The 23,681-nt window shown below is 30.2% G+C and carries 24 protein-coding genes; 20 read left to right on the top strand and 4 right to left on the bottom strand.

Annotated features, from left to right (window positions below; genetic code table 11):
- Nucleotides 1-91: 91 nt before the first annotated feature.
- The 15 genes from Q0049_RS08870 to Q0049_RS08800 all read left to right on the top strand — a co-directional run bounded on the left by Q0049_RS08870 (nt 92) and on the right by Q0049_RS08800 (nt 11,901).
- On the top strand, nt 92-289 hold the full coding sequence (locus tag Q0049_RS08870) for a hypothetical protein (protein WP_298118893.1): 198 nt from the start codon (nt 92-94) through the stop codon (nt 287-289).
- Between the two features lie 449 nt (nt 290-738).
- Nucleotides 739-2,301: a cysteine peptidase family C39 domain-containing protein gene (locus Q0049_RS08865; protein WP_298118891.1), complete on the top strand. Its 1,563-nt coding sequence runs from the start codon at nt 739-741 to the stop codon at nt 2,299-2,301.
- 139 nt (nt 2,302-2,440) lie between these two features.
- Nucleotides 2,441-2,638 (top strand): hypothetical protein, encoded by a 198-nt coding sequence (locus Q0049_RS08860; protein WP_298118888.1) that lies wholly within the window; start codon nt 2,441-2,443, stop codon nt 2,636-2,638.
- A gap of 89 nt (nt 2,639-2,727) precedes the next feature.
- Nucleotides 2,728-2,892 carry a hypothetical protein gene (locus tag Q0049_RS08855; RefSeq protein WP_298118886.1) on the top strand — a complete coding sequence of 55 codons (165 nt, stop codon included), beginning with the start codon at nt 2,728-2,730 and terminating at the stop codon, nt 2,890-2,892.
- Nucleotides 2,893-2,972: 80 nt separating this feature from the next.
- Complete coding sequence (locus Q0049_RS08850) at nt 2,973-3,131, top strand: bacteriocin (RefSeq protein WP_298118883.1); 159 nt, start codon at nt 2,973-2,975, stop codon at nt 3,129-3,131.
- 94 nt (nt 3,132-3,225) lie between these two features.
- The gene (locus Q0049_RS08845) at nt 3,226-5,418 is read left to right on the top strand and encodes a peptidase domain-containing ABC transporter (RefSeq protein WP_298118880.1); all 2,193 of its coding nucleotides are present in this window, start codon (nt 3,226-3,228) and stop codon (nt 5,416-5,418) included.
- Nucleotide 5,419: 1 nt separating this feature from the next.
- Nucleotides 5,420-6,703, top strand: a complete 1,284-nt coding sequence (locus tag Q0049_RS08840) for an HlyD family efflux transporter periplasmic adaptor subunit (RefSeq protein WP_298118877.1) — start codon at nt 5,420-5,422, stop codon at nt 6,701-6,703.
- Between the two features lie 105 nt (nt 6,704-6,808).
- Nucleotides 6,809-7,711, top strand: coding sequence for a heme o synthase (gene cyoE, locus Q0049_RS08835; RefSeq protein WP_298118907.1), 903 nt, complete (start codon nt 6,809-6,811; stop codon nt 7,709-7,711).
- Between the two features lie 2 nt (nt 7,712-7,713).
- Entirely contained in the window at nt 7,714-8,289 is a 576-nt protein-coding gene (locus Q0049_RS08830) for a cytochrome c oxidase subunit 3 (protein ID WP_298118874.1), read from the top strand.
- Nucleotides 8,290-8,332: 43 nt separating this feature from the next.
- Entirely contained in the window at nt 8,333-9,370 is a 1,038-nt protein-coding gene (locus Q0049_RS08825; RefSeq protein ID WP_298118871.1) for a cytochrome c oxidase subunit 3, read from the top strand.
- A gap of 19 nt (nt 9,371-9,389) precedes the next feature.
- Nucleotides 9,390-9,740, top strand: a complete 351-nt coding sequence (locus Q0049_RS08820; protein WP_298118868.1) for a cytochrome C oxidase subunit IV family protein — start codon at nt 9,390-9,392, stop codon at nt 9,738-9,740.
- 79 nt (nt 9,741-9,819) lie between these two features.
- Nucleotides 9,820-10,482 (top strand): hypothetical protein, encoded by a 663-nt coding sequence (locus tag Q0049_RS08815; protein ID WP_298118865.1) that lies wholly within the window; start codon nt 9,820-9,822, stop codon nt 10,480-10,482.
- Nucleotides 10,483-10,489: 7 nt separating this feature from the next.
- Nucleotides 10,490-11,119, top strand: a complete 630-nt coding sequence (locus Q0049_RS08810; RefSeq protein WP_298118905.1) for an SCO family protein — start codon at nt 10,490-10,492, stop codon at nt 11,117-11,119.
- 1 nt (nt 11,120) lies between these two features.
- A complete protein-coding gene (locus Q0049_RS08805) occupies nt 11,121-11,660 on the top strand; it encodes a DUF420 domain-containing protein (protein WP_298118862.1) in 540 nt (179 codons plus the stop codon).
- Nucleotides 11,650-11,901 carry a hypothetical protein gene (locus tag Q0049_RS08800; RefSeq protein WP_298118861.1) on the top strand — a complete coding sequence of 84 codons (252 nt, stop codon included), beginning with the start codon at nt 11,650-11,652 and terminating at the stop codon, nt 11,899-11,901. The genes Q0049_RS08805 and Q0049_RS08800 overlap by 11 nt, the downstream gene beginning before the upstream one ends.
- A gap of 41 nt (nt 11,902-11,942) precedes the next feature.
- On the opposite strand, the gene Q0049_RS08795 is transcribed toward Q0049_RS08800, so the two are convergent.
- Entirely contained in the window at nt 11,943-13,322 is a 1,380-nt protein-coding gene (locus Q0049_RS08795) for a DUF4403 family protein (protein ID WP_298118858.1), read from the bottom strand.
- A gap of 156 nt (nt 13,323-13,478) precedes the next feature.
- Between Q0049_RS08795 and Q0049_RS08790 the strand changes: the two genes are divergently transcribed.
- The 4 genes from Q0049_RS08790 to tsaB are packed head-to-tail and all read left to right on the top strand — an operon-like array spanning nt 13,479 to nt 17,019.
- Nucleotides 13,479-14,849: a TolC family protein gene (locus tag Q0049_RS08790; protein ID WP_298118855.1), complete on the top strand. Its 1,371-nt coding sequence runs from the start codon at nt 13,479-13,481 to the stop codon at nt 14,847-14,849.
- Nucleotides 14,850-14,851: 2 nt separating this feature from the next.
- Nucleotides 14,852-15,013: a hypothetical protein gene (locus tag Q0049_RS08785; protein ID WP_298118852.1), complete on the top strand. Its 162-nt coding sequence runs from the start codon at nt 14,852-14,854 to the stop codon at nt 15,011-15,013.
- A gap of 28 nt (nt 15,014-15,041) precedes the next feature.
- Complete coding sequence (locus Q0049_RS08780) at nt 15,042-16,343, top strand: efflux RND transporter periplasmic adaptor subunit (protein ID WP_298118849.1); 1,302 nt, start codon at nt 15,042-15,044, stop codon at nt 16,341-16,343.
- A gap of 16 nt (nt 16,344-16,359) precedes the next feature.
- The gene (tsaB, locus tag Q0049_RS08775; protein WP_298118846.1) at nt 16,360-17,019 is read left to right on the top strand and encodes a tRNA (adenosine(37)-N6)-threonylcarbamoyltransferase complex dimerization subunit type 1 TsaB; all 660 of its coding nucleotides are present in this window, start codon (nt 16,360-16,362) and stop codon (nt 17,017-17,019) included.
- A 3-nt stretch (nt 17,020-17,022) separates the two neighbouring features.
- Here the strand turns inward: tsaB and Q0049_RS08770 are convergent, their stop codons facing one another.
- The 3 genes from Q0049_RS08770 to Q0049_RS08760 all read right to left on the bottom strand — a co-directional run bounded on the left by Q0049_RS08770 (nt 17,023) and on the right by Q0049_RS08760 (nt 18,567).
- Nucleotides 17,023-17,847 carry a mechanosensitive ion channel domain-containing protein gene (locus Q0049_RS08770; protein ID WP_298118904.1) on the bottom strand — a complete coding sequence of 275 codons (825 nt, stop codon included), beginning with the start codon at nt 17,845-17,847 and terminating at the stop codon, nt 17,023-17,025.
- Nucleotides 17,848-17,914: 67 nt separating this feature from the next.
- The gene (locus Q0049_RS08765) at nt 17,915-18,271 is read right to left on the bottom strand and encodes a YtxH domain-containing protein (RefSeq protein ID WP_298118843.1); all 357 of its coding nucleotides are present in this window, start codon (nt 18,269-18,271) and stop codon (nt 17,915-17,917) included.
- A 95-nt stretch (nt 18,272-18,366) separates the two neighbouring features.
- Complete coding sequence (locus tag Q0049_RS08760) at nt 18,367-18,567, bottom strand: dodecin family protein (RefSeq protein WP_298118840.1); 201 nt, start codon at nt 18,565-18,567, stop codon at nt 18,367-18,369.
- A 154-nt stretch (nt 18,568-18,721) separates the two neighbouring features.
- On the opposite strand from Q0049_RS08760, the gene Q0049_RS08755 reads away from it, so the two are divergent.
- Nucleotides 18,722-23,681 (top strand): lamin tail domain-containing protein (locus Q0049_RS08755; protein WP_298118837.1); only part of this gene is annotated, 4,960 nt, incomplete at its 3' end.

Genomic DNA, 23,681 nt, shown 5'->3' with positions numbered 1-23,681 from the left:
TTGTAGGGCTTTTTTTTTGTGCTTAATAAACAAACATTTGTTAAAGATTCTTGCAAGAATAAAAAAATATTAATCTTTAAAATTTATTAAAATGAAAAAATTATCAAATTTAAATGGTGCTCAAAAATTAAATAAAGATGAGCAAAAAAACATTTTAGGAGGAAGAACTTGTGTTGTTCCTGTACCTTGTAAGCGTTTTTATTTAGGAGGTGAAGATGGCACATGTATTAATTCTGGAGGTGCACCTGGGGTTATTACTATTATTTGTGGAAGAGATTATTGTTGTTAATACAACTAACGAATAACGAGGAAATTAATTTTCCTCGTTATTTTAAATGCATAAAGAGTTAATGATAATTTATTATAATCAATTTATAAATTCTCAAAAAACAATGTTTTTCTATCAATGAAAAGGCAATTTGCTCAATAAGTAGCCTTTTTGTTTATAATAAAAAGAAGTTTTAATTTATTTCATGTAAACTTTGAATTTATCAAATGACTCAGTATTTGTTAAATTTAAATAATTAAAAATCAATATTTTAATCTGGTTTTATTTGGTTAATTATTTTAAAATAATCACATACTATTTTAAAATTCATCATTCATTTACTTTGTTTTTAAGCATATTCATTTAACATTTGCTAAAGATTACTTTCAAAAAAAATATAACAAGTATTAGAAATTCAAAAACCTATCTGTTTTTTTTAATAAATTACCAATAAAACAATTAATTATAAGATGATTCAATTAGTAGAAAAATTCATTAACAGTTTTAAATATTATCCAAATTCTGAAGAATTTAAGGATCATTATCTTTCTCATCCTAATTATCCTAGTCTGTTTGCCATTACAGATACTTTAGATTTTTTTGGTATTGAAAATGTTGCTGCACGAGTAGAAATTAATCAATTTAATGAACTGCCAGATCGATTTTTAACGCTCTACAACACTAAAAAAGGAGAACAATTTGTTTATGTAACAAACAAAGATGATGACTCAGTTGTTTTTATAGACGAAGAAAATACAATTGTTCAGGAAACCAAAAATCAATTCATCACCAATTGGAAAGAAATAATAATTGGTATTGATGAAAACGAAATAATAGAAAAGAAGAAAGCTAGTACTTCTAAATACCAATGGGTTTACGTATTAATTTTTGGATTTATTTTATTGTTAATCAATCAGTGGAGTGTTGGATATTCATTAGTATCTTTAGTTTATAGTGTTCTTTCGTTTGTAGGTTTAGCCATAAGCATTTTAATTCTTCAAGTTGGTTTTGGACTAAAAAGTGAAATTACCAACAAAATTTGTAGTGTAACACAAACCAATCCGTCAGGTTGTAATGCTGTTTTGAGTTCAGAAGGTGCTAAATTTTATAAAACTTATACGTTTTCCGATGTTTGTTTGGTGTTTTTTACAACACTCTCTTTTTTGTGTATTTTTCCAATTACTAATTTATTGTTTTTTGTACCTATAAGTTTATTATCTATTCCGATACTATCATTTTCTATTTTTTACCAAATGAAAGTTTTAAAAAAATGGTGTGCCTTATGTTTAGGAATTTCTATGGTATTAATTGGAATCGCTACTTCAACATTACTAATAATTTCTGATATTAATTTAAAGGCTTGTTTACTATCAACCTCTATTTTTGGGTTGACATTAATATTATTCAGTTTTATCTGGATGATATTAAAACCAATAATAAATGGTTATTTCGAATTAAAAAAATCTGATATAGACAACAAAAGGTTTAAACGAAATGTAACCACTTTTGAAGCATTATTAAATACAACTCAAAAAATTAATACAGCTAGTTTAAACGATTTAGTTAAACTCGAATTTGGAAATAAAGATGCTTCCGCCGAATTGCTTTTGTTCTTGAGTCCATCATGTGGTCATTGCCATAATGCGTTTAATGATGCTTATAATTTGTTTATTAAAAATAAAGAATTCTTAAAACTTTCCATCTGTTTTAACGTGAATATTGAAAACGAAAATAATCCTTATAAAAGTGTAGTTGAAATTATAGCAGATGCTTATTTTAATAAATCTGAGGAAAAAGCATTGAACTTATTATTTGAATGGCATATTAAAAAAACAGAGTTAGAATTATTTTCAAAGAAATATGATACAATAACATCAGAGAAAACAAAACAAATCCTAATGTCACAATCTCAATGGTGTTCAGAGAACGAATTCAATTATTCTCCAGTAAAATTCTTTAACAAAAAATTGATGCCAAAAGAATATAACATTGCTGATTTACAGTTTTTTATCAAAGAGTACAAAGAAGACTAATTATTTCTTTTATATTAAAATTTAACATCTTAATTATTGTGTAATAATAGTTAAGAATAAAATATTGTTGCAACGATAGTCGGAAACTCAACTGACTTAAAATGCTTGGGAATAAATCAATCAATAATTTATTATTAATATGAAAAAATCAATTTTAAATTTAGAAGGAACTCAGGCGCTTTCTAAAAATGAGCAAAAATCAATTAATGGTGGCGGAGCAAGTTGTGTTAATTTTTTAGGTGAACCAAAATGTCCTCCTGGATATTGTTGTAAAGGTCGATTAGCAACTTGTTATTTATTGACCTCTGTTAATTGTCTTGGTATTGCGCCAGATTAATTTTTTTAGAATTCATCAAATAACGAGTCTGAATCTCAACAGACATTAAATGCTTGAGAATAAATTCAATAATTAAAATATTTATTATCATGAAAAAATCAATTATAGATTTAAAAGGAACTCATAAATTAACTTCTCAAGAGTTAAAATCAATTAATGGAAAAGGGTATCCTTCTGTTTGTACTCCAACAGTTTGTCTTACTAGTAATTCGTTATCAAACGGGAAATGCAAAGCATATTGTGATGCAATATAAATGTTTTGTTTAATAGAATTGTCAGAAACTCAACTGACTTAAAAAGGCTTGAGAATTAATAAATTATAAAACTTTATATTATGAAAAAATCAATTTTAAGTTTAAACGGAACTAAAATCCTTTCAAAAAATGAATTGAAAAATGTTTTAGGCGGAATTCATGTTTGTGCAATGAATGGATGTCCTCCGGGTTTTTGTTGTACAAAAGTAGGTTGTAAAGTAAATGGAAATTGTATATAATTTCTTAAGTTAAAATGATTTTTGTTAATTAAGAAAGTGGAGAAGATGAAAATTTTCTCTACTTTTGGTTTTTAATTTATTCCTTATTTATTTTTTGAAAAAATTTCCCTCATACATTCAAGCCGATTCCAAAGACTGCGGTCCAACTTGCCTAAAGATTATTGCAAAATATCATGGCAAAACACTTAATATACAGACATTAAGAACTTTTAGCGAAACAAATCGCGAAGGAAGTAATTTATTGTTTCTTAGTGATGCTGCTGAGAAAATTGGTTTTCGTACACTTGGAGTAAGACTTAGTTTAAATAAATTAGAAGATGCACCATTGCCATGTATTCTTCATTGGAATAAAGAACATTATGTAGTTCTCTATAAAATAAAAAAAAATAAATACTTCATTTCTGATCCTGCAATAGGATTGATAGAATACACAAAAGAAGAATTTATAAAATTTTGGATTGGAAATAATGCTGACGAATCTTCAGAAGAAGGAATTGCATTGTTAGTAGAACCAACGCCAAAATTTCATCAATCTGAATTTGATAAAGAAGAGGAAAAGTCTTTTGGTTTTGGCCTTTTATTCAATTATATTTTACCCTACAAGTCTTTTATCTTTCAGCTAATTATAGGGTTATTAGCAGGAAGTTTGTTGCAATTAATTTCACCATTTCTAACGCAAAGCGTTGTTGATGTGGGAATTCAAAACCAAAATATTCAATTTATTTACATGGTTTTGTTTGCGCAATTATTTTTGTTTTTTGGAAAAACAGCACTCGAACTCATTAGAAGTTGGATATTACTTCACCTTTCCTCACGAATAAATATCTCCTTGATTTCTGATTTTTTTATCAAATTAATGAATTTACCCATTTCGTTTTTTGATGTCCGAATGACAGGTGACATCATGCAACGAATCAATGACCATCATCGAATTGAACGAATTTTAACCACATCTTCATTGAGTGTTTTGTTTTCATTCATCAATATGTTTATTATGGGTGGTGTTTTGGCTTACTATAATCTTCAAATTTTCACGGTATTTTTTATTGGAAGTTTTTTCTACTTTTTATGGGTAACGTTATTCTTAAAAAGAAGAGAAAAATTAGATTATAAAAGATTTTCAGAGGTTTCGCAAGAACAAAGTAAAGTCATTGAACTCATTAATGGAATGCAAGAAATTAAATTGCATAACGCCGAAAAACAAAAACGTTGGGGTTGGGAATACATTCAAGCTCGATTGTTTAGGGTTTCAATGAAAGGTTTGGTTTTAGAACAAACACAAAGCGTGGGTTCTAATTTTATAAACGAATTAAAAAATATTATCATTATTTTTCTGTCGGCTAAATTAGTAATCGATGGACAAATTACGCTTGGAATGATGATGGCAATTAGTAGTATCGTAGGAAGTTTGAATGGTCCAATTGTACAACTAATTAGTTTTATAAGAGAAGCACAAGACGCAAAAATATCCTTAGCACGACTTTCAGAAATTCACGATAAAGAAGATGAAACTCAAAACGATGAAGAAAAAATTCACGATATTCCAGAAGATGCCAATATTGTAATTAAGGATTTGTCTTTTAGATACATTGGTTCTGATGTAAATGTTTTAGATAATTTAAATTTGACCATTCCAGCAAATAAAATTACAGCTATTGTAGGAACAAGCGGAAGCGGAAAGACTACATTAATGAAATTATTGTTGAAATTTTACGAACCAAATTCGGGTGAAGTTTTAATCAATAAAACACCTTTATCAAGATTATCGCAAAAATCATGGCGCTATCATGTTGGTTCTGTAATGCAAGAAGGCTATATTTTTAGTGATACTATTGCAAATAATATTGCTATTGGAGTTGATGTAATTAACAAAGAGAAGCTCGCATATGCGTCGGATGTTGCTAATATTAAAACATTTATCGAAGATTATCCGCTTGGTTACAATACAAAAATAGGTATGGAAGGCGTTGGAATGAGTACAGGTCAAAAACAACGATTGCTTATTGCACGAGCGGTTTATAAAAATCCTGAAATGTTGTTTTTTGATGAAGCAACTTCAGCCCTTGATGCCAACAACGAAAAAGAGATTATGGAAAAATTAGATATTTTCTTTAAAAACAAAACTGTTGTTGTAATTGCTCATCGTTTAAGTACCGTTATGAATGCTGACCAAATTGTGGTGCTTGAGAAAGGTAAAATTGTTGAAATCGGAAATCATCAAGAATTAGTAAGTTTAAAAGGAAGTTATTATGAATTGGTTAGAAATCAATTGCAATTAGGAAATTAACATGTCAGAGATTAAAGATATAAATTTACGAAGCGAAGAAGTTCAAGAAATCCTTACACGAGTTCCTCATTGGATGATTCGTTGGGGAAATATTGTGGTGCTTTCCATTGTTTTATTGATGTTAGGTGTTTCATGGATGATAAAATATCCTGATATGATTTCAACACAAATTAACATTACAACAGAAGTTCCGCCGCAAAAGTTAGTTGCTAAAACTTCGGGAAGAATTGAAGCCATTTTAGTAAAAGATAAAGCTGAGGTTTCTAAAGAAACACTTTTAGCGGTTATAGAAAATGCAGCAAATTATAAAGATGTTTTTTTATTAAAAAGTATTGTTGATTCTTATATAATTGATCAGAAACCTTTTCCTTTTGAAAAAACACAAGGATTGCAACTTGGTGATATTGAAAGTTCCTATGCTCTTTTTCAAAAAGAGTACAGTGCCGATGAACTTAATTCTAAATTACAACCATACCAAGTGGAAGGTTCAGCGCAGAGTTATGAGTCTATCCAACTTCGTGAAAGATTAAGCTTATTAGAATCTCAAAAAAGCATCAATCAAAGTGAATTAGAACTTCAAGAAAATGATTTGGAACGCCATGAAACTTTATATAAAAAAGGCATAATTTCAACTCAAGAATTAGAAAAACAACGACTTCAATATTTACAATCTCAAAAAAATTATAAAAGTTTGTTGAGTACTATTTCACAACTAAAATCATCTTTAAATGATTTGAACAGAAATAGTAAAACTACTGTTATTAATGAAAGTAAAGAAACAGTAAATCTGGATAGAAATCTAACGCAAGCATTTTATCAACTGAAAAAAGCTATAAAAGATTGGGAATTAAACTATGTTTTGCGTTCTTCAATACAAGGTAAAGTTACCTTTTTACAACTTTGGTCAGAAAATCAGAATATAGAATCAGGCTCGACTATTTTTGCAATTATTCCATCAAATGAAACAAATTATTTAGGAAAAGTTAAAGCGGTTGCTCAAAATTCAGGTAAGATAAAAGTGGGTCAAGATGTTAATATAAGATTAGCAAATTATCCTGATAGAGAATTTGGAATGATTAAAGGAAAAGTAAAATCAATTTCGCTTACACCAGATAAAGATGGAAACTTACTAATTGATATTTCTTTACCAAATGGATTGAAAACTTCCTATGATAAAAAAATAGTATTCCAACAAGAAATGTCTGGTTCGGCAGATATAATTACTGAGGATTTACGTTTATTGGAACGATTATTATACCAATTTAAAGACATCTTTAGGAGGTAAATTAATTGCTTTTTATATTTCATATAATTTTATCATTTGTTTTTTGTCAAATCCTTTTTGATGAACTACTTTTGCACAAGTTTTATAAAAAAGCAAAGCAAAAAATTGAATCCAACAGAAAATACTCTTTCACTAAAGTCAGTCTATATCGATTTTAAAGAAATTACTAAAGCAGGTTTAGCTGTTAGTGTGGTTTTTTCTTCTATTGCGGGATATTTATTGGGTTTTGACAATTATAATCCTTTTAGTTGGTCAACTTTAATCATGTTGGTTGTTGGCGGATATTGTATGGTTGGTGCTTCTAATGCTTTCAATCAAGTAATTGAAAAAGATCTTGATGCCTTGATGGATAGAACAAAAAATCGTCCAGTTCCATCAGGACGAATGTCATCAAACACCGCTTTAATAATTGCAAGTGCTTTAACAATAATCGGATTAATTCTATTGTATTTAATCAATCCAAAAACAGCAATGTTTGGAGCGATTTCAATTTTTTTATATACAAGTTTATATACACCTTTAAAAACTAAAACACCACTTTCTGTGTTTGTAGGTGCTTTTCCTGGAGCAATTCCTTTCATGTTAGGTTGGGTTGCAGCAACAGGGAATTTTGGAATAGAGGCAGGAACATTATTCTTAATACAGTTTTTTTGGCAATTTCCTCACTTCTGGGCAATTGGTTGGTTTTTATTTGAAGACTATGAAAAAGCAGGATTCTTTATGCTTCCAACAGGAAAAAAGGATGACAAAACAGCGCTTCAAACAATATTATACACTATTTGGTTAATAGTTGCTTCAATTTTACCCGTTTTTGGTTTTACGGGTCAATTAAAAATTTCAATTGTTGCAGCAATTTTAGTACTTTTGCTCGGCTTGTGGATGTTGTATTATGCTTTGCGATTGAGGAAATTAGGAACTTCAAAAGCAGCAAAACAGCTAATGTTAGCGAGTGTGTTTTATATCACAATGTTACAAATGATTTATATAATCGATAAATTTTTACGATAATTATGACAATGACAGCTGAAGAACATAGTGCAAGAACAGGACGTTCTTATAAATTATTGCTTATTTTCGCTATGGCAAGTATGACCATGATGTTTGCAGGAATTACAAGTGCTTACATTATAGGCAAATCAAGACCTGATTGGATTAAGGATTTTGAACTACCAACAGCTTTTTTGTACAGTACAATTACAATAATTGCTTGTAGTGTGTCAATTCATTTAGCTAAAGTTTCAATTAAAAAAAATAACAGACAAAATACTACTTTGTTTCTTTTAGCAACTTTAGTTTTAGGACTTTTGTTTACCTATTTTCAACGACTTGGATTTTATGAATTATCTTTAAAGAATTTATATCCTACTGGAGGATCAATTACAATTTCATTTTTATTTGTGATTGTGTTAGCGCACATTTTGCACCTTGCAGGCGGAATAATTTCATTATTAATTACAATTTATAATCATTTTAAACAAAAATATAATTCAACACAATTTGTTGGTATTGAGCTATGTGCAATGTATTGGCATTTTTTAGATTTGATTTGGGTTTTATTATTTCTATTATTATATTTCTTTAAATAAGAAAAAAACGTAAATTTGAAAACTTTTTAACTAATAACTTTTTATGGGAGCGACAGTTACTACTAATACTGTAGGAAAAACTTGGGATGGCGGAAATGAGCCATTAGGAGCAAGTTATGGAAAATTGATGATGTGGTTTTTCATCGTATCGGATGCATTAACTTTTTCAGGATTCTTAGCAGCTTATGGTTTTTCTAGATTTAAATTTATTGAAACTTGGCCTTTAGCCGATGAAGTTTTTACTCACTTTCCGTTTGCACATGGAGTTAATGCACCAATGTACTATGTTGCATTGATGACATTTATTCTTATCTTTTCTTCTGTTACTATGGTACTTGCTGTTGATGCAGGACACCAAATGAATAGAGGTAAAGTAGCATTTTACATGTTTTTAACCATCATTGGAGGTTTAATTTTCGTTGGTTCTCAAGCTTGGGAATGGAAAAATTTTATTAAAGGTGAATATGGAGCAATCGAAACAAAAGGAGGAAGTATTCTTCAATTTGTAAATGCAAAAGGTGAAAGAGTAAAACTTGAAGAATTTGCAGATACAAGTGTTCTTAATGAAAGAGAACAGCTAACTAGAGGTAAAGGTAAGTGGTTTATGGAAGAAGAGTCTTTGCCAACTTATTCAGTTGAACAAGTACAAGCTGGTTTTAAATCTCACCCTGATTTATTAGTTAGAACAGAAGTTATTTTTGATGAAGAGACAGCTAAAACTGCTGTTGGAGCACATCCTACTTTAAATGATAAAGAATTTCATTCTAAACATAAAACGGTACTAACAAGAGCAGAATCTGAAAAAATGATGGCAAATGCTCATGTAGTAGTAGAAGGTGCTAATCTTAAGAGAAATGAGTATGGAAGTAAATTGTTTGCTGATTTCTTTTTCTTTATTACAGGTTTCCACGGTTTTCACGTGTTCTCAGGAGTAATTATCAATATTATTATTTTCTTAAATGTACTTTTAGGAACATATGAAAAAAGAAGATCATATGAAATGGTTGAAAAAGTTGGACTTTACTGGCACTTTGTCGATTTAGTTTGGGTTTTCGTATTTACATTCTTCTATTTAGTTTAATCATAAGATAAAAAATATAATGGCACACGCACACGAATCAAACACAGGAAGAATTTGGAAAGTTTTTTGGTTTCTTTCAGCAGTAACAATTGTTGAAGTTGTTTTAGGTATTTTTAAACCGGAAGCACTTCATATGACTAACTTTTTAGGAACGAATCTCTTAAATTGGATCTTTATTATTTTAACATTAGTTAAAGCATACGGAATTGTTTGGGCTTTCATGCACATGGAAGGTGAAACAGCTGCTTTAAGAAGATCTGTTGTTTGGACTGTTATTTTCTTAGTAATATATCTAACTTTCATACTTTTAACAGAAGGAAATTATATTTATGGGGTTTTCAAAAATTCAACAATAAAGTGGAATTTTTAACAAGATATTAATTCAAAAAAAGGGTACGTTTTGCGTACCTTTTTTTATTTTTGTAATTCAAATAATTACCTCAAACTAAATGAAAAAGAATTTAGTACTTTTTGTTCTCTTTATCCTGCCAATAGTTGCTTATTTATTCTTTGCTTCTGGCGTTGATGGTTTTACTAAATTACCTACAATAACTGAAAAAATTCCTGATTTAGGGAAATGGAAGTCTCATGATAATGAAGCAATTCATCTTCAAGGAAAAATAACTATTTTAGGTTTTTCGGGTAATGATGTTTATTCTAAAAGAGGAAATTATTTCAATTTAAGTCAAAAAATTTACAAACGTTACAGTGAATTCAAAGATTTCCAAATTGTAATTGTAGCACCAGTCGGAACTGAAAAACAAGTTGATAGTGTGATGACAAAATTGAAAACAGTTTCTGAAATGAAAAACATGCATTTTGTTTTTGCTAATCAAAATGAAATTGATACGTTTTATAAATCAATGAAACTTCAAGAACAACTTGATGTTGAAAAAGGAACGCCTAATGTTTTTATAATTGATAAAGAAAAAAATCTTAGAGGTCGCAAAGGCTTAAATAAAAAAAATGAGGAAGAATATAAAGAAGGATATAACACTTCATTAGTTTCAGAACTTCATAATGAGATGACAGATGATGTGAAAATTATCCTTGCAGAATATCGTTTAGCATTAAAGAAAAACAATGCCGATAGAAAAAAATACGGTTTGTAAATATTGAATAATGAAAAATAAATCATACATAGGCATTTCATTTATTATTTTAGTTTTCGGGATTTACGCTATTCCTAAAATTATTGATAGATTAAAAGGAAATGATTTGGTAGAAATTGGACCTGTACCAAATTTTGAATTAACCAATCAAAACAATCAAAAAATTTCTAATAAAGATTACAAGGGTAAAGTTTATGTTTTAGAGTTTTTCTTTTCTACATGTCCTTCTATTTGCCCAATTATGAATAAAAACATGGTTGAAATTCAAAATGAGTTTTTTGGAAATCCTAATTTTGGACAAGTTTCAATAACCATAAATCCCGAAAACGACACAGTAGAAGTATTGAAAAATCATGCTAAAAATTTAGGTGTAACTTCTAAAAATTGGAATTTTCTAACAGGTGACAAAAAGTATATCATGAATCTTTCCAACAAAGGATTTAATATTTATGCGGGTCAAAATGATAAAGTAGCTGGAGGTTTTGAACATTCAGGACTTTTTGCGTTAGTTGATAAAAATGGAGTTATTAGATGTAGAAAAGATGCACAAGGAAATCCAATTATGTATTATGATGGATTAGAAAAAGAAGGAGTGAATGCTATTAAACAAGATATTAAACTTTTATTAGAAGAATAAAATGGAAAATAAAGTTGAGAATAAATTTAAAATGCCAATCATTATTGTTTCAATTTTGATACCAGTTGTTGTTGCAATATTGTTCAGTGTTAAACTAAAAGATTTTGGTATAAATGTAGAGCCATTATCATTTTTGCCTCCAATTTACGCTTCAATAAACGGAATTACTGCTATTGTTTTAATAGCTGCTGTAATGGCAATTAAAAACGGTAATAGAAAACGCCATGAACAATTAATGACAACTGCTATTGGTTGTTCTATTGTTTTTCTTGTGATGTATGTTGCTTATCACATGACAGCTGAATCAACAAAATTTGGTGGTGATGGAATTGTGAAATATATTTATTTCTTTATTCTAATTTCACATATTTTATTGTCCATAATAATTATTCCTTTAGTATTATTTACTTACGTTAGAGCTTTATCGCAACAATTTGATAGACATAAAAAATTGGCTAAAATCACTTTCCCAATTTGGTTGTATGTTGCAATTACAGGTGTTGTAGTATATTTAATGATTTCTCCTTATTATGCAAGCTAAAGTTAGAAGTTGGAAGGTTAGAGTAGGAAGAAGCATCTTTTTTCTTTTTTTTATATTCTTTTCTCTTGCTACAAATGCGCAATGTGCCATGTGTCGTGCAGCTTTAGAAAGTGAAGGAAATACTATAAAAGCAGAAGCGGTAAACGACGGAATTGTTTATTTAATGGCAATTCCCTATTTACTTGTCGCTTTTGTTGGTTATGCAGTATATAGAGTTTTTAAGAAGAAACCATCTTCATAATCTTCAAATTATCTCACTAAACGAACTCGAAATTTTTTTAATTAATCCATACCATCAATCTTTACGTTCATTTTTCCAGTTGTAGTGATGAATGCAATGATGGCTTCGTTAGTCAATTCTACTTTTTCAAATTCAAAATCGTTCATTGTACCGTTTACAAAAACACCTTTCATAGGCGAATAATTGTTTAAATAAGGTAATAAACTTTTCTTTCCTTCATCAAGATTTTCTTTGATTGAATAACGACAATTTTCTTGAATTTTTTTCAAAATCATTCCTTGTAATAACCAATTGGCTGTTTTTGTTAAAATTCCTTTCGTATTTAAAACATAATCCATTTGATCAAAATAAATTTCTTTAGTAATAGCGTTGTAATTTGGAATTCCGCTTAAATAAATGGTTCCGTTAATGCTTCCAGTCATGTCGAGCGCAATAATCATTTTGCCTTCTTTTGACCATAAATCTACTTTTTGAACTACTATTTTTCTTTTGCCCGAAGTAAATTCTTTTCCTTGGAAATTTTTTGTAATAATTCGTGATGCACTTTCATAAGTAGAAATTGCAGCAACGGAAGCTGTGGTTTTATCTGGAACTTTTGAAACCGCTTTAAAAGCAACAACATCTCTGTTGAAGGTGTTTTTTGGTTCTTGTCCAACCATGGTTTGCATGGTACATTTCAATCCTAAATCCATTGCAATTTTGCTTTTTTGTAAAATAGCATCAGTTACATAAACTTCGATTGGAGTCATTTTAAACCAAGTTTCATATTGTTCGCTAGTTTGAAATGGTGTACTCATTTTTTCCAAAACATCAAGAACGTAAGGTTTAAAATCGCATGATTTTTCAATAGCATCATCAATTTTCTTAGCAATTTTAGATTTGAATATAGATAGAGTTGGATTAATAATATAAGTAATTGGAACTTTTTTTCCTGCTACAAGAATGGTTGGGCTTTCATTCCATTCAAAATCTTCAATTTTTGAAGTGGTATTCATTTTCCAATTGGATAATTTAACGTCACTTTCAAGAGTAATTTTTCCATCCATTTCAATTTCTCTCGTGTCGTTTAATCCCATAAATTTTGTACCATATTTGAATTTTGACCAAATTTTTAATGGTAAAACCGATTGAATTTTGCCGTTTTTTTCAACTAATTTTATTGTTCCTGTTTTCCAAATTTTCATTTCGGTTTCATCATCTTCGAGATTATTATCTTCATAAATCAATCCTGTTAAAGACTTATTTAATTGATTTTCAATTTCTTTCAACGTGATTTCCATTGGCATACTTACAAATGAAGTGGTCGTTTTATAAACCATGGTATTGTTTGTTGATGGTTCAGGTTTTAAGGTTGCAATTTTATTTGCAGTTGAACATCCAAAGAAAAAGGATAACATAAGAATAGCTAGTAATTTTTTCATTTCTAGAATAGGGTTTCTAATTTAGATTTTTTTTAGAGTGTGAATGTAACAAAAAAACAAAACCAACGTCTGATAAGAATATGTTAATTTAATCATTTTGATATAAAATGACTTAAATTTGCAGTATTATATTTCAAAATCTGATATTCAAATAGGATGAAAAATACAAGTTTGTTGGTTTTAATGTTTGCTTTGATGTTAGGAAATTCTGTTTTCTCACAATCAAAAAAATGGACGTTAGAAGAATGTGTTGATTACGCATTAAAAAATAATATTTCAATAAAACAAAACGAATTAAATTTAAAATCGTCAGAGATTGATAAGAAATCTGCTTTTGGTGATTTTTTTCCAAATTTAAATAGTAGTGCTTCTCATTCATGGAGTATTGGTGCCAATACAAATCCAGTTACCAATGTTAGAGAAAATGTCACTACTCAATATTCACAATTAGGTTTGAGTTCAAATGTACTTATCTATAGTGGTTTGCAAAAACTAAATACCTATAGGAGAGAAAAACTTGCCATTATTGCGTCTCAATATCAATTGGATAAAATGAAGGATGATATTGCTTTGAATGTTGCAAATGCTTATCTACAAATTCTGTTTAGCAAAGAAGCTTTAAAAGTGCAAATAGAGCAATTAGCTTTCGATGAAAAGCAATTAGGAAGAACTCAAGAATTAGTAAATGTAGGAACTATTCCAAAAGGAGATTTACTTGATTCGAGAGCGACTGTTGCTGCTGATAAACAAAGAGTTGCTTCTTCAGAAAATGATTTATTTTTATCAAAATTGAGTTTAGCGCAATTACTTCAATTAGATGATTTACAAAATTTTGATGTTGCTGAAGCTAATTATGAGCCTGAACAAAGCGAAACAATGCTTCAAAAACCAGAAGACATTATTTCAAAAGCAAAAAGTGATAGAATTGAATTAAAAATTGCAAAAACTAATCTTGAAATTGCTGAAAAAAATATAAAAATTGCTAAAGGTGGATATCAACCTTCACTTTCTGCTGGATATAGTTTTGGAACAAATGCAAGTTATTCTGATAGATTAATTGGTGTTGATGGTAGTGGAAACCCAATTTATGCCGGTCCACTTCCTGTTTTAGATCAATTTAGTAATAATAAAGGTCACAACTTTGGACTGAATTTACAAATACCAATTTTTAATGGATTTGCAACAAAAAACAATGTTGAACGTTCAAAAATTGCTTTAGAAAGGGCTAAAATTGCTGAGACACAAGCGAATCAAGATTTAGAACGAAATGTTTACACTGCAATAACAAATGCAAAAGGTGCATTAAATAGTTATGAATCTGCTGTGTCAGCTTTAGAAGCTAGAAAGGAAGCATTTAATTATGCTAAAGAAAAATTTGCTGTTGGAATGATGAATGCATTTGAGTTTAGTCAAGCTCAAACATTATATGTAAATGCACAATCAGAAGTTTTAAGAACTAAATACGATTATATTTTTAAAGTAAAAGTTGTTGAGTTTTATTTCGGAATACCAATTATTAAAAAATAATAATGCATAAAAAAGTAATAATTGAAAGCTTAAAAGTTTTTGGCGTTGGTGCAATTATAGGTTTGATAATTATGTTTTTTATGGAGTCAAATAATTTAACAATTCCATTTATTACTGGAGTTATAACTTTAAGTGTTTATTCAAGAGAAAATTTATTTTTTTAAAATTCATATAAAAATTAAAATATTCATCATGTCAAAGAAAAAGATTTATATAATAGTAGGAGTAGTTGTTGCTTTAGTAGCTTTATTAGTGATACTTAAAAAGAGTGGCTCATTAGGAAGTGATGAAATGGTTCAAGAAGTTGAAACAGCAAAAGTTGATGAAATTACAATTGTTGAAACGGTTTCTGCAACAGGAAAAATCCAACCAGAAATTGAAGTAAAAATTTCATCTGAAGTTTCAGGTGAAATCATTGCTTTACCTGTAAAAGAAGGACAAGTAGTTAAAAAAGGCGATTTGTTAGTGAAAATCAATCCAGATTTATACACGTCAGGATACAACAGAACTATTTCTAATTTATCGGTTTCTAAATCAGGTTTGAGTCAAGCTGATGCCTCTTTTAAAGAAGCTAAAGCAAATTATGATAGAAATAAAACATTGTTTGAAAAAGGAATTATTTCAAAATCAGACTGGGATAAAGCAATAGCTTCATTTGAAGTAGCGAAAGCAAGTAAAGAATCCTCTTATTATAATGTTCAAAGTGCTAATGCAACTGTTAAAGAAGCAAAAGACAATCTTGGAAGAACTACAATTTATGCGCCAGCAGATGGAACAATTTCAATGTTAAATGTTGAACTTGGTGAAAGAGTTTTAGGAACTCAACAAATGACAGGTACAGAAATTCTTCGTGTTGCAAATTTAAACAACATGGAAGTAGAGGTCGATGTTAATGAAAACGATATTGTAAAAATCAATGTTGGTGATTCTGCAAATGTAGAAGTTGATGCCTATTTGAAAAAAGAATTTAAAGGAATTGTTACAAGCATTTCAAATTCGGCAAGTACTACAACTACTGCCGATCAAGTAACTAATTTTAAAGTAAAAGTTAGAATTTTAAAAGAATCCTACCTTGATTTATTAGAAGGAAAACCTGCAACTTATTCGCCTTTTAGACCAGGAATGACAGCAACTGTTGATATTATTACAACAAGAAAAGAAAACATTGTTGGAGTTCCAATTAGTGCTGTGGTAATGAAATCAGACACAACTGCTGCAAAAAAGTATGTTGTTGAAGAGGAAGAAGATGAAGACAATAAAGTTAAAGCAAAATCAGACAAAAAATTTGAATGTGTTTTTGTTAAAAATGGTGATAAAGCTAAAATCAGAATTGTAAAAACAGGAATTCAAGATGATACAAATATCGAAGTAACATCAGGTTTGAAAAAAGGAGATGTAGTTATTATTGGACCATACAATACCGTTTCAAAAGACCTGAATTCTGGAGATAAAATTAAGGTTTCAAATTCTAAAGATAAAGAGAAGAAGAATTAATTTTTTGACAATAAAAATGAGTTATATCTTAAATATTGAAACGGCAACTAAAAATTGTTCGGTTTCAATTGCTAAAAATGGTGAAACTATTCTTTGTAAGCAAATTGCAGAGCAAGGATATTCTCATGCTGAAAAATTGCATGTTTTTATTGAAAAATTGCTAAGTGAAACTAAAATTTCTTCAAAAGATTTAATTGCTGTTGCTGTAAGTCAAGGTCCAGGTTCATATACAGGATTGCGAATTGGTGTTTCTGCCGCAAAAGGTCTTTGCTATGCTTTAGAAATCCCTTTAATTTCTGTTGATACTTTATCGGTTTTAGCAAATCAAGTAAAACAGAATGATGGATTAATTGTTCCAATGATTGATGCCCGAAGAATGGAGGTTTATAGTGCCATTTTTAATTCAAAAAAGGAAAAAATTAGAGAAGTTCAAGCGGAAATTCTTACTGAAGAAAGCTTTTCAAATTTATCTGAAAAAATCTACTTTATTGGTGATAGTAATGAAAAAGCTAAAACAATTTTATGTAATTCTAATTTTCAATTTTTAGATGAAATTGTTTATCCTTCAGCTAATGAAATGAGTGCGATTTCTTTTGATAAATACCAAAAAAATCAATTTGAAGATGTAGCTTATTTTGAACCTTACTACTTGAAAGATTTCATGTTTGCAAAATAAATTTTACTTGGAAGTTTCTCTCACAAAAGGCTGAACAACAATACCAGCTTTATCAAAAGCTTCTTTACAATTTTCTAAAATATCTGAACAAACCTCTGAAAAATCGTCGTTTTTACTCCATGGACGAATGGCGAGATGAATAGCATTTTCAGTCATTGCTTTAATTGAGACAGTTGCTTCTGGTTCTTTTAAAACTTTTGGATGTGAGGACATTACTTGTGTAACAATATCTTTTGCAACTTTGATGTTAGTATCATAAGACAGAGAAAAGACTAAATCGGCTCTTCGATTTCCTTCTAAAGAAAAATTTGTAATTACACCATTTGATAATGCACCATTTGGCACAAAAATAGTTTGATTATTTCCCGTTACTAATTTGGTTACAAATATTTGAATCTCTTTAACTGTTCCAATTACGCCTTGTGCTTCAATAGTATCTCCAACTTTAAAAGGCTTGAAAAGAATAATGAGCATTCCTCCAGCGAAATTTGATAATGAACCTTGAAGAGATAAACCAACGGCTAAACCAGCAGCTCCAAGAATGGCTACAAATGAAGAAGTTTCGATTCCTAATTTTGATATAAACGTTACAAAAAGAAGTAATCTTAAAACCCAATTTAATATATCAGCTAAAAATTTTGATAAAGTAGGATCAAGTTCTCTCTTTATCATAATTTTTTTTACTACTCTATTTATAATTTTAATTGCGTAGATACCAACAAATAAAATTATAAATGCTGAAATTAGTTTAGGTGAATAATCTAAAATTATTTTAAAAAGTTCTTTTGAATAATTGCTTAATGAGTTTATTTCAAGTTTTTGTTCCATAGAATTATGAATAAAAAAATCACGCATTAGCGTGATTTAAATTTTTGCAAAGATAAAAAATCTGAAATTAATCAGCGTTTTCGTCAGCAGCTTTTTCTTCGTTTCCTGTTAAATCGTTAACTTTATCTTTAACAGTGTGAATAGCATCACTAGCCATTTCTTCTGCTTTATCAGCAAATTCAGTAGCTTTTTCTTTTACAGTTTCCACTGCGTTTTCGATAGCTTCACTTGCTTGAGGTACATATTCACTTACTTTTTCTTTAGCTTGTTCAGCAAAATCTTCAACTTTATCCACTAATGGTGCAGCTGCTTCTTTTACATTTTCAATAGCTTCAGAAGCAAAATCTTCAGCTTTGTCAGCTACTTCACTTACTTTTTCTTTTGCAGAACCAAATAAGTTCTTAAAAAATCCACCTATTCCCATGATTTTGAGTTGTTAAAATTAGTTTGCAATTATACGATTTTTATAATTGTTTTGAAAATTAATTAAAAAAGCTTTTTTGAAACTTAAAATTGATATTATTCAATTTCAAATGTAAGTTTCAAATTTACTCTGTATTCCGTTACTTTTCCGTCTTGTACAGCTGCGCTATGTTCTTGAACATAAACAGAACGAATGTGTTTAAGTGATTTTGCTGCTTGTTCTACAGCTTTTTGAGTTGCATCTTCCCAGCTTTTTTCTGAGCTTGCAAGTACTTCGATAACTTTTAATACTGCCATAATTAGTCAATTTTGATTAAAAAATAAAGGTATAAAAAAAATTTACACGATTATTTTTTAGGGATAGAAAAATAACTACAAAATAATATCATATCATAGAATATTTAGTCAAATAGTAGTAAATTGCCGACCTTAAAAAAACTAATTCAAAAGTATGATTTTCAATTTGTTCAAAAAAAGATGTTCATTAACAGTTGTAGTATTTTTATTTACTTCGGTGTTATTTTCTCAGAATTTATTAACTAATGGTGATTTTCAGAGCGGTGGAAATGGGGTTGGGTTTAATATAAATGGTTCAGGATATTCTGAGATAGTTGCTCCATTTTCTGGGAGTACTTCACCAGGGAATTATGCATTTACAACTAATCCATTTCCGATGAATACGGCTAATTTTTTATCAGTTGGTGATCATACAACCGGAACTGGAAACATGATGATTATTGATGGACTTTCAGGTGGAGGCGTTCAAAATTTCTGGAAAGCTGGAAATACTGGTGGAGGCGTTTGTGGTTTGACTATTGGTACAACTTACACATTTAGTTATTGGATACGTTCTGTTTCATCTACCGTAACAAGTATAGCTACGCAAGCTGACATTTCAGTTCAATTTAATAATGTTAGTTCATTCTCGTTAGTTTCAGGTAGTAGCATTGCCCCTTTACCTGCAAATGGTTGGCAACAAGTAGTTTATAATTTTGTTCCAAGCAGTTCGTGTGTTAATATTGAACTTTTTAATAATCATTTTGGTTTTGTTGGTAATGATTTTGCAGTTGATGATTTTTCAGTTTTAGCACCACCACAACCGCTTTCGGTAACTTCTTCTGTTGTTAATAGTTCTTGTTTTCAAGCTAATAACGCTTCAATTGTTGTGTATGGGTTAGAAGGTGTTACTCCTTATGTTACATATAGTATTTCTGGACCTGTAAATCAAACTAATTCAACAGGTGTTTTTAATAATCTATTACCAGGTATTTATTCCGTATTTGTCACTGATAGTAATGGAGTAACGGCTAATCAAATGGGTGTTTTTGTTTCAGAGCCAAATGGATTAACTACAAGTTCAGATGTAAGTATTTGTAGTGGAAGTTCTACTACTTTAACAGCTAGTGGTAGTTCATCAGGATATAGTTGGACAGCTTCTCCGACAGATGCTTCTTTAACTACTCCAACAAGTTCTTCACCAATTGTAAGTCCTAATCAAACAACAACATATACAGTAACATCTACAAATACTACTTCTACAAATCTAATTTTTAATGGAAATTTTTCACAAGGAAATAATGGATTTACTACTGATTATCAGTATTTAGTTACAACTATACCTGTTGGTTCGCAAGGAACCTATGGAATTGTACCAAATTCAAATGCATGGTTTGCAGGTTTCTCGTCATGTACTGATCATACAACTGGAACGGGGAATATGATGGTAATTGATGGTTCTACTTTAAATTCAGGAAATGATAAACTTTGGTGTCAAACTGTTTCAGTCATTCCGGGTCAAAACTATACTTTTAGTTATTGGGTTCAAACAGTAGCTACACCAAATCCAGCAAATATTGAAGTGACAATAAATGGTGCTTCAATAGGTATTGCGTTAGCTCCTTCAACAACTTGTGGATGGGTTCAACGAACATATACATGGAATTCAGGTGCAAGCACAACAGCCCAAATATGTATGTATGATAGAGTCATTACGTCATCTGGTAATGATTTTGCTATAGACGATATTTCTTTTAGCGCTCCAATTACTTGTACATTGAGTGAAGATATTGTTGTAACTGTAAACCCATCTTTGACAACAACTGTTTCTTGTGGTGTTTCTACCAACAATTCAGTTTCATTTACTTGGACAGCAGTTTCGGGAGCTGTAAGCTATGGAATTAATTATAGTATAAATGGAGGCGCAGTAATCAATCCTGGAGTAATTGGGGTAACAAATTATACTGTTAACTCTTTGAATGCAAATGATTCTGTTTTGATAAATGTTATTCCAATTGGCGCATCTGGAACTTGTTTTTCATCTTCAAGTCAAACTTGTTTAGCAATATCATCTTGTCCTACACCAACAGGTTCTGTAACTCAGCAACCAACATGTGCAGTACCTACAGGTATAATTGAAGTTACAAGTCCTTTAAATGTTTCACCACTTCCAATTCCTACTGATTTATTTATCTCTGAAGTAACTGATGAAGATGTTGGAGCATTGACTTATATTGAAATTTATAATGGAACTGGAACACCAAAAAATTTAGCTAATTATAAAATTAAATTATATAATAACGGTAATACATTTACATCTTGCGAATTTCCTTTAGTAGGAACATTAAATAACAATGATGTTTATGTAGTTTCAGTTGGAAGTGTTACTAATGCTGGAGGTGTTGTTCCGGATTTGGTTGTAGCAAGTTGTGCAGGAGTTAATAATAATGATAATATTAGACTAACTTCTTCAACTGATATTGAAATTGATTTATGGGGAAGAACAGATGGAATTGCATATACACCTGCATCATTACCTGGATACACATACAGAAGATTACAAACAGCGCCACATCCATCAATGACATGGAATGCTGCTGATTGGACAGCATTGGATCCACAAGATTATACTAATGTTGGTTTTTATACCTACGCAACGTCGCTTTATGAATATAGTATTAATGGTACAACATATCAATCAAGTCCTATTTTTAGTGGATTAGCTTCAGGAACTTATAATGTTACTGTAAGAGATTTGGTTTCTGGTTGCATTTCAAATCCACTTTCTCTTGTTGTTAACTCTTTACCTGTTGTAGCTGCTCCTTCAGTAACAACTCCAGTTAATTATTGTCAAAATACTACAGCATCACCATTGAGTGCTACAGCTTCAACAGGTGGAACTTTAAATTGGTATGGAACAAATGCAACAGGAGGAATAGCTTCTTCAATACCAACAGTTCCTTCAACTGCAACCATTGGTACAGTGACATATTATGTAAGTCAAACTATTGGTGGATGTGAAGGACCAAGAGCTGCAATTGTTGTAAATGTTTTAGCAGCTGGACCATCGTTGAATTTATTTTGTGATGGTTCGTTATCAACTCCAACATCATTATATTTTGATTTTAGTAATGTTGGACAAACAAATTTTACTTATAGTTATTCTGTTGCTGGTGGACCAATAATTACAGGAACATGGGTTTCTCCATCTCATTATATAGTTAGTGGATTAACTCCAGGTCAATCTGTTACTTTTACAATTACAGCAAATGGTACAGCAACATGTGTTACACCGATGACTGTGACTTGTAATACTGCTTGTGCTACGACTGTTACTCCAAATTTTGCTGCAATTTCTCCAATATGTTCAGGAGGAACTGTTCCTACATTAGCAACAACTTCTCCAAACGGGATTGTTGGTACATGGTCTCCATCAATTATAAGTAATACCGCAAGTGGAAATTATGTTTTTACACCAAATAGTACTTTAAATCCTTGCGCAAACACACAAACTTTAAGTGTTGTTGTTAATTCTCCAATTACTCCCACTTTTACTGCTATTGCGCCAATTTGTTCAGGTGCAACTTTGGCTGCATTACCATTAACTTCTAATAATGGAATAACTGGAACTTGGTCACCAGCATTAAATAATACAACGACTACAATCTACACTTTTACACCAAATGCAGGACAATGTGCAACGACAACATCTTTAACAATAACTGTTAACTCAAATGTGACTCCAACATTTAATGCAGTTGCACCAATTTGTTCTGGAGCTACATTATCGCCATTACCAACTACTTCAAATAATGGTATCTTAGGAAGTTGGTCGCCTGCATTGAACAATACAACGACTACAACCTATACTTTTACGCCAAATTCAGGACAATGTGCAACTACAACAACATTAACAATTACCGTTAATGGCGCTACAATTGTTCCCACATTTACAGCAGTTTCTGCTATTTGTTCTGGAGCAGTATTATCAGCATTGCCAACAACTTCAAACAATGGAATAATTGGGACTTGGTCACCATCATTAAATAATACAACAACTACAATTTATACATTTACACCTAATGCTGGGCAGTGTGCTTTAACAACTACATTGCAAATAAATGTCAATCCTAATATTGTTCCAACTTTTACCACTTCACCAAGTTATTGTTCGGGTTCAACGATTCCAAGTTTACCTACAATATCAAATAATGGAATTACTGGAACATGGTCACCGTCAATAAATAATTTATCAACAACAACCTATACTTTTACTCCAAGTACAGGTCAATGTGCAACTACAACAACACATGTAATTACTATTAATCCTAGAGTAACTCCAACTTTTTCGACTGTTTCTGATGTTTGTTTTGGAGCTACGATGCCTCCACTTCCTACAACTTCAAATAATGGTATAAGCGGAAGTTGGTCGCCAGCATTGAATAATGCTATAACAACAACTTATACATTTACACCATTAGCAACATTTTGTGCAAATACAACTACATTGCAAATTGTTGTTATTCCACAAACTACACCAACATTGTCTATAGTTTCATCTTGTAATGCTAATACAGTTACAGTTACTAATCCTGTTGGTAGTGATTATCAATATTCAGTTGATGGATTGCCTTATCAATCTAGTCCAATTTTCAGTGGGTTGTCAGTTGGTAATCACGATATAGTTGCTAATCAAATTTCATCTAATTGTTTTACAAACCCTGCTAATTTTAATATTTCATCATCTTCAAATGATGTAATAACCAATAACCCTTTGCCACTTGAATATTGTGATCCAAATAATGATGGATTTGGTGAATTTGATTTAACACAAGTTATTTCAACAGTTACAGGAGGAAATCCTTATACAGTAACATTTCATGAAACAGCAACAGATGCTAATATTGATGGTACGCCAATACCTAATCCTTCAAATTATTCATCAATTAATCCTAATACCCAAATTATATACATAAGAGTTGAGTCGAATTCTACTACTTGTTATTCAGTTGTTCCACTCCAATTAATAGTAAACCCTACGCCAGAGGCGACAGTTCCACAGGATTACCATGAGTGTGATAATGATTATGATGGTTTTACTGTATTTGATTTAAGTTCAGTAAGTTCAGAGGTTT

It is taken from the genome of Flavobacterium sp. (assembly GCF_027484205.1).
GTDB lineage: Bacteria > Bacteroidota > Bacteroidia > Flavobacteriales > Flavobacteriaceae > Flavobacterium.
This window is presented reverse-complemented; position numbering and strand designations above follow the sequence as displayed.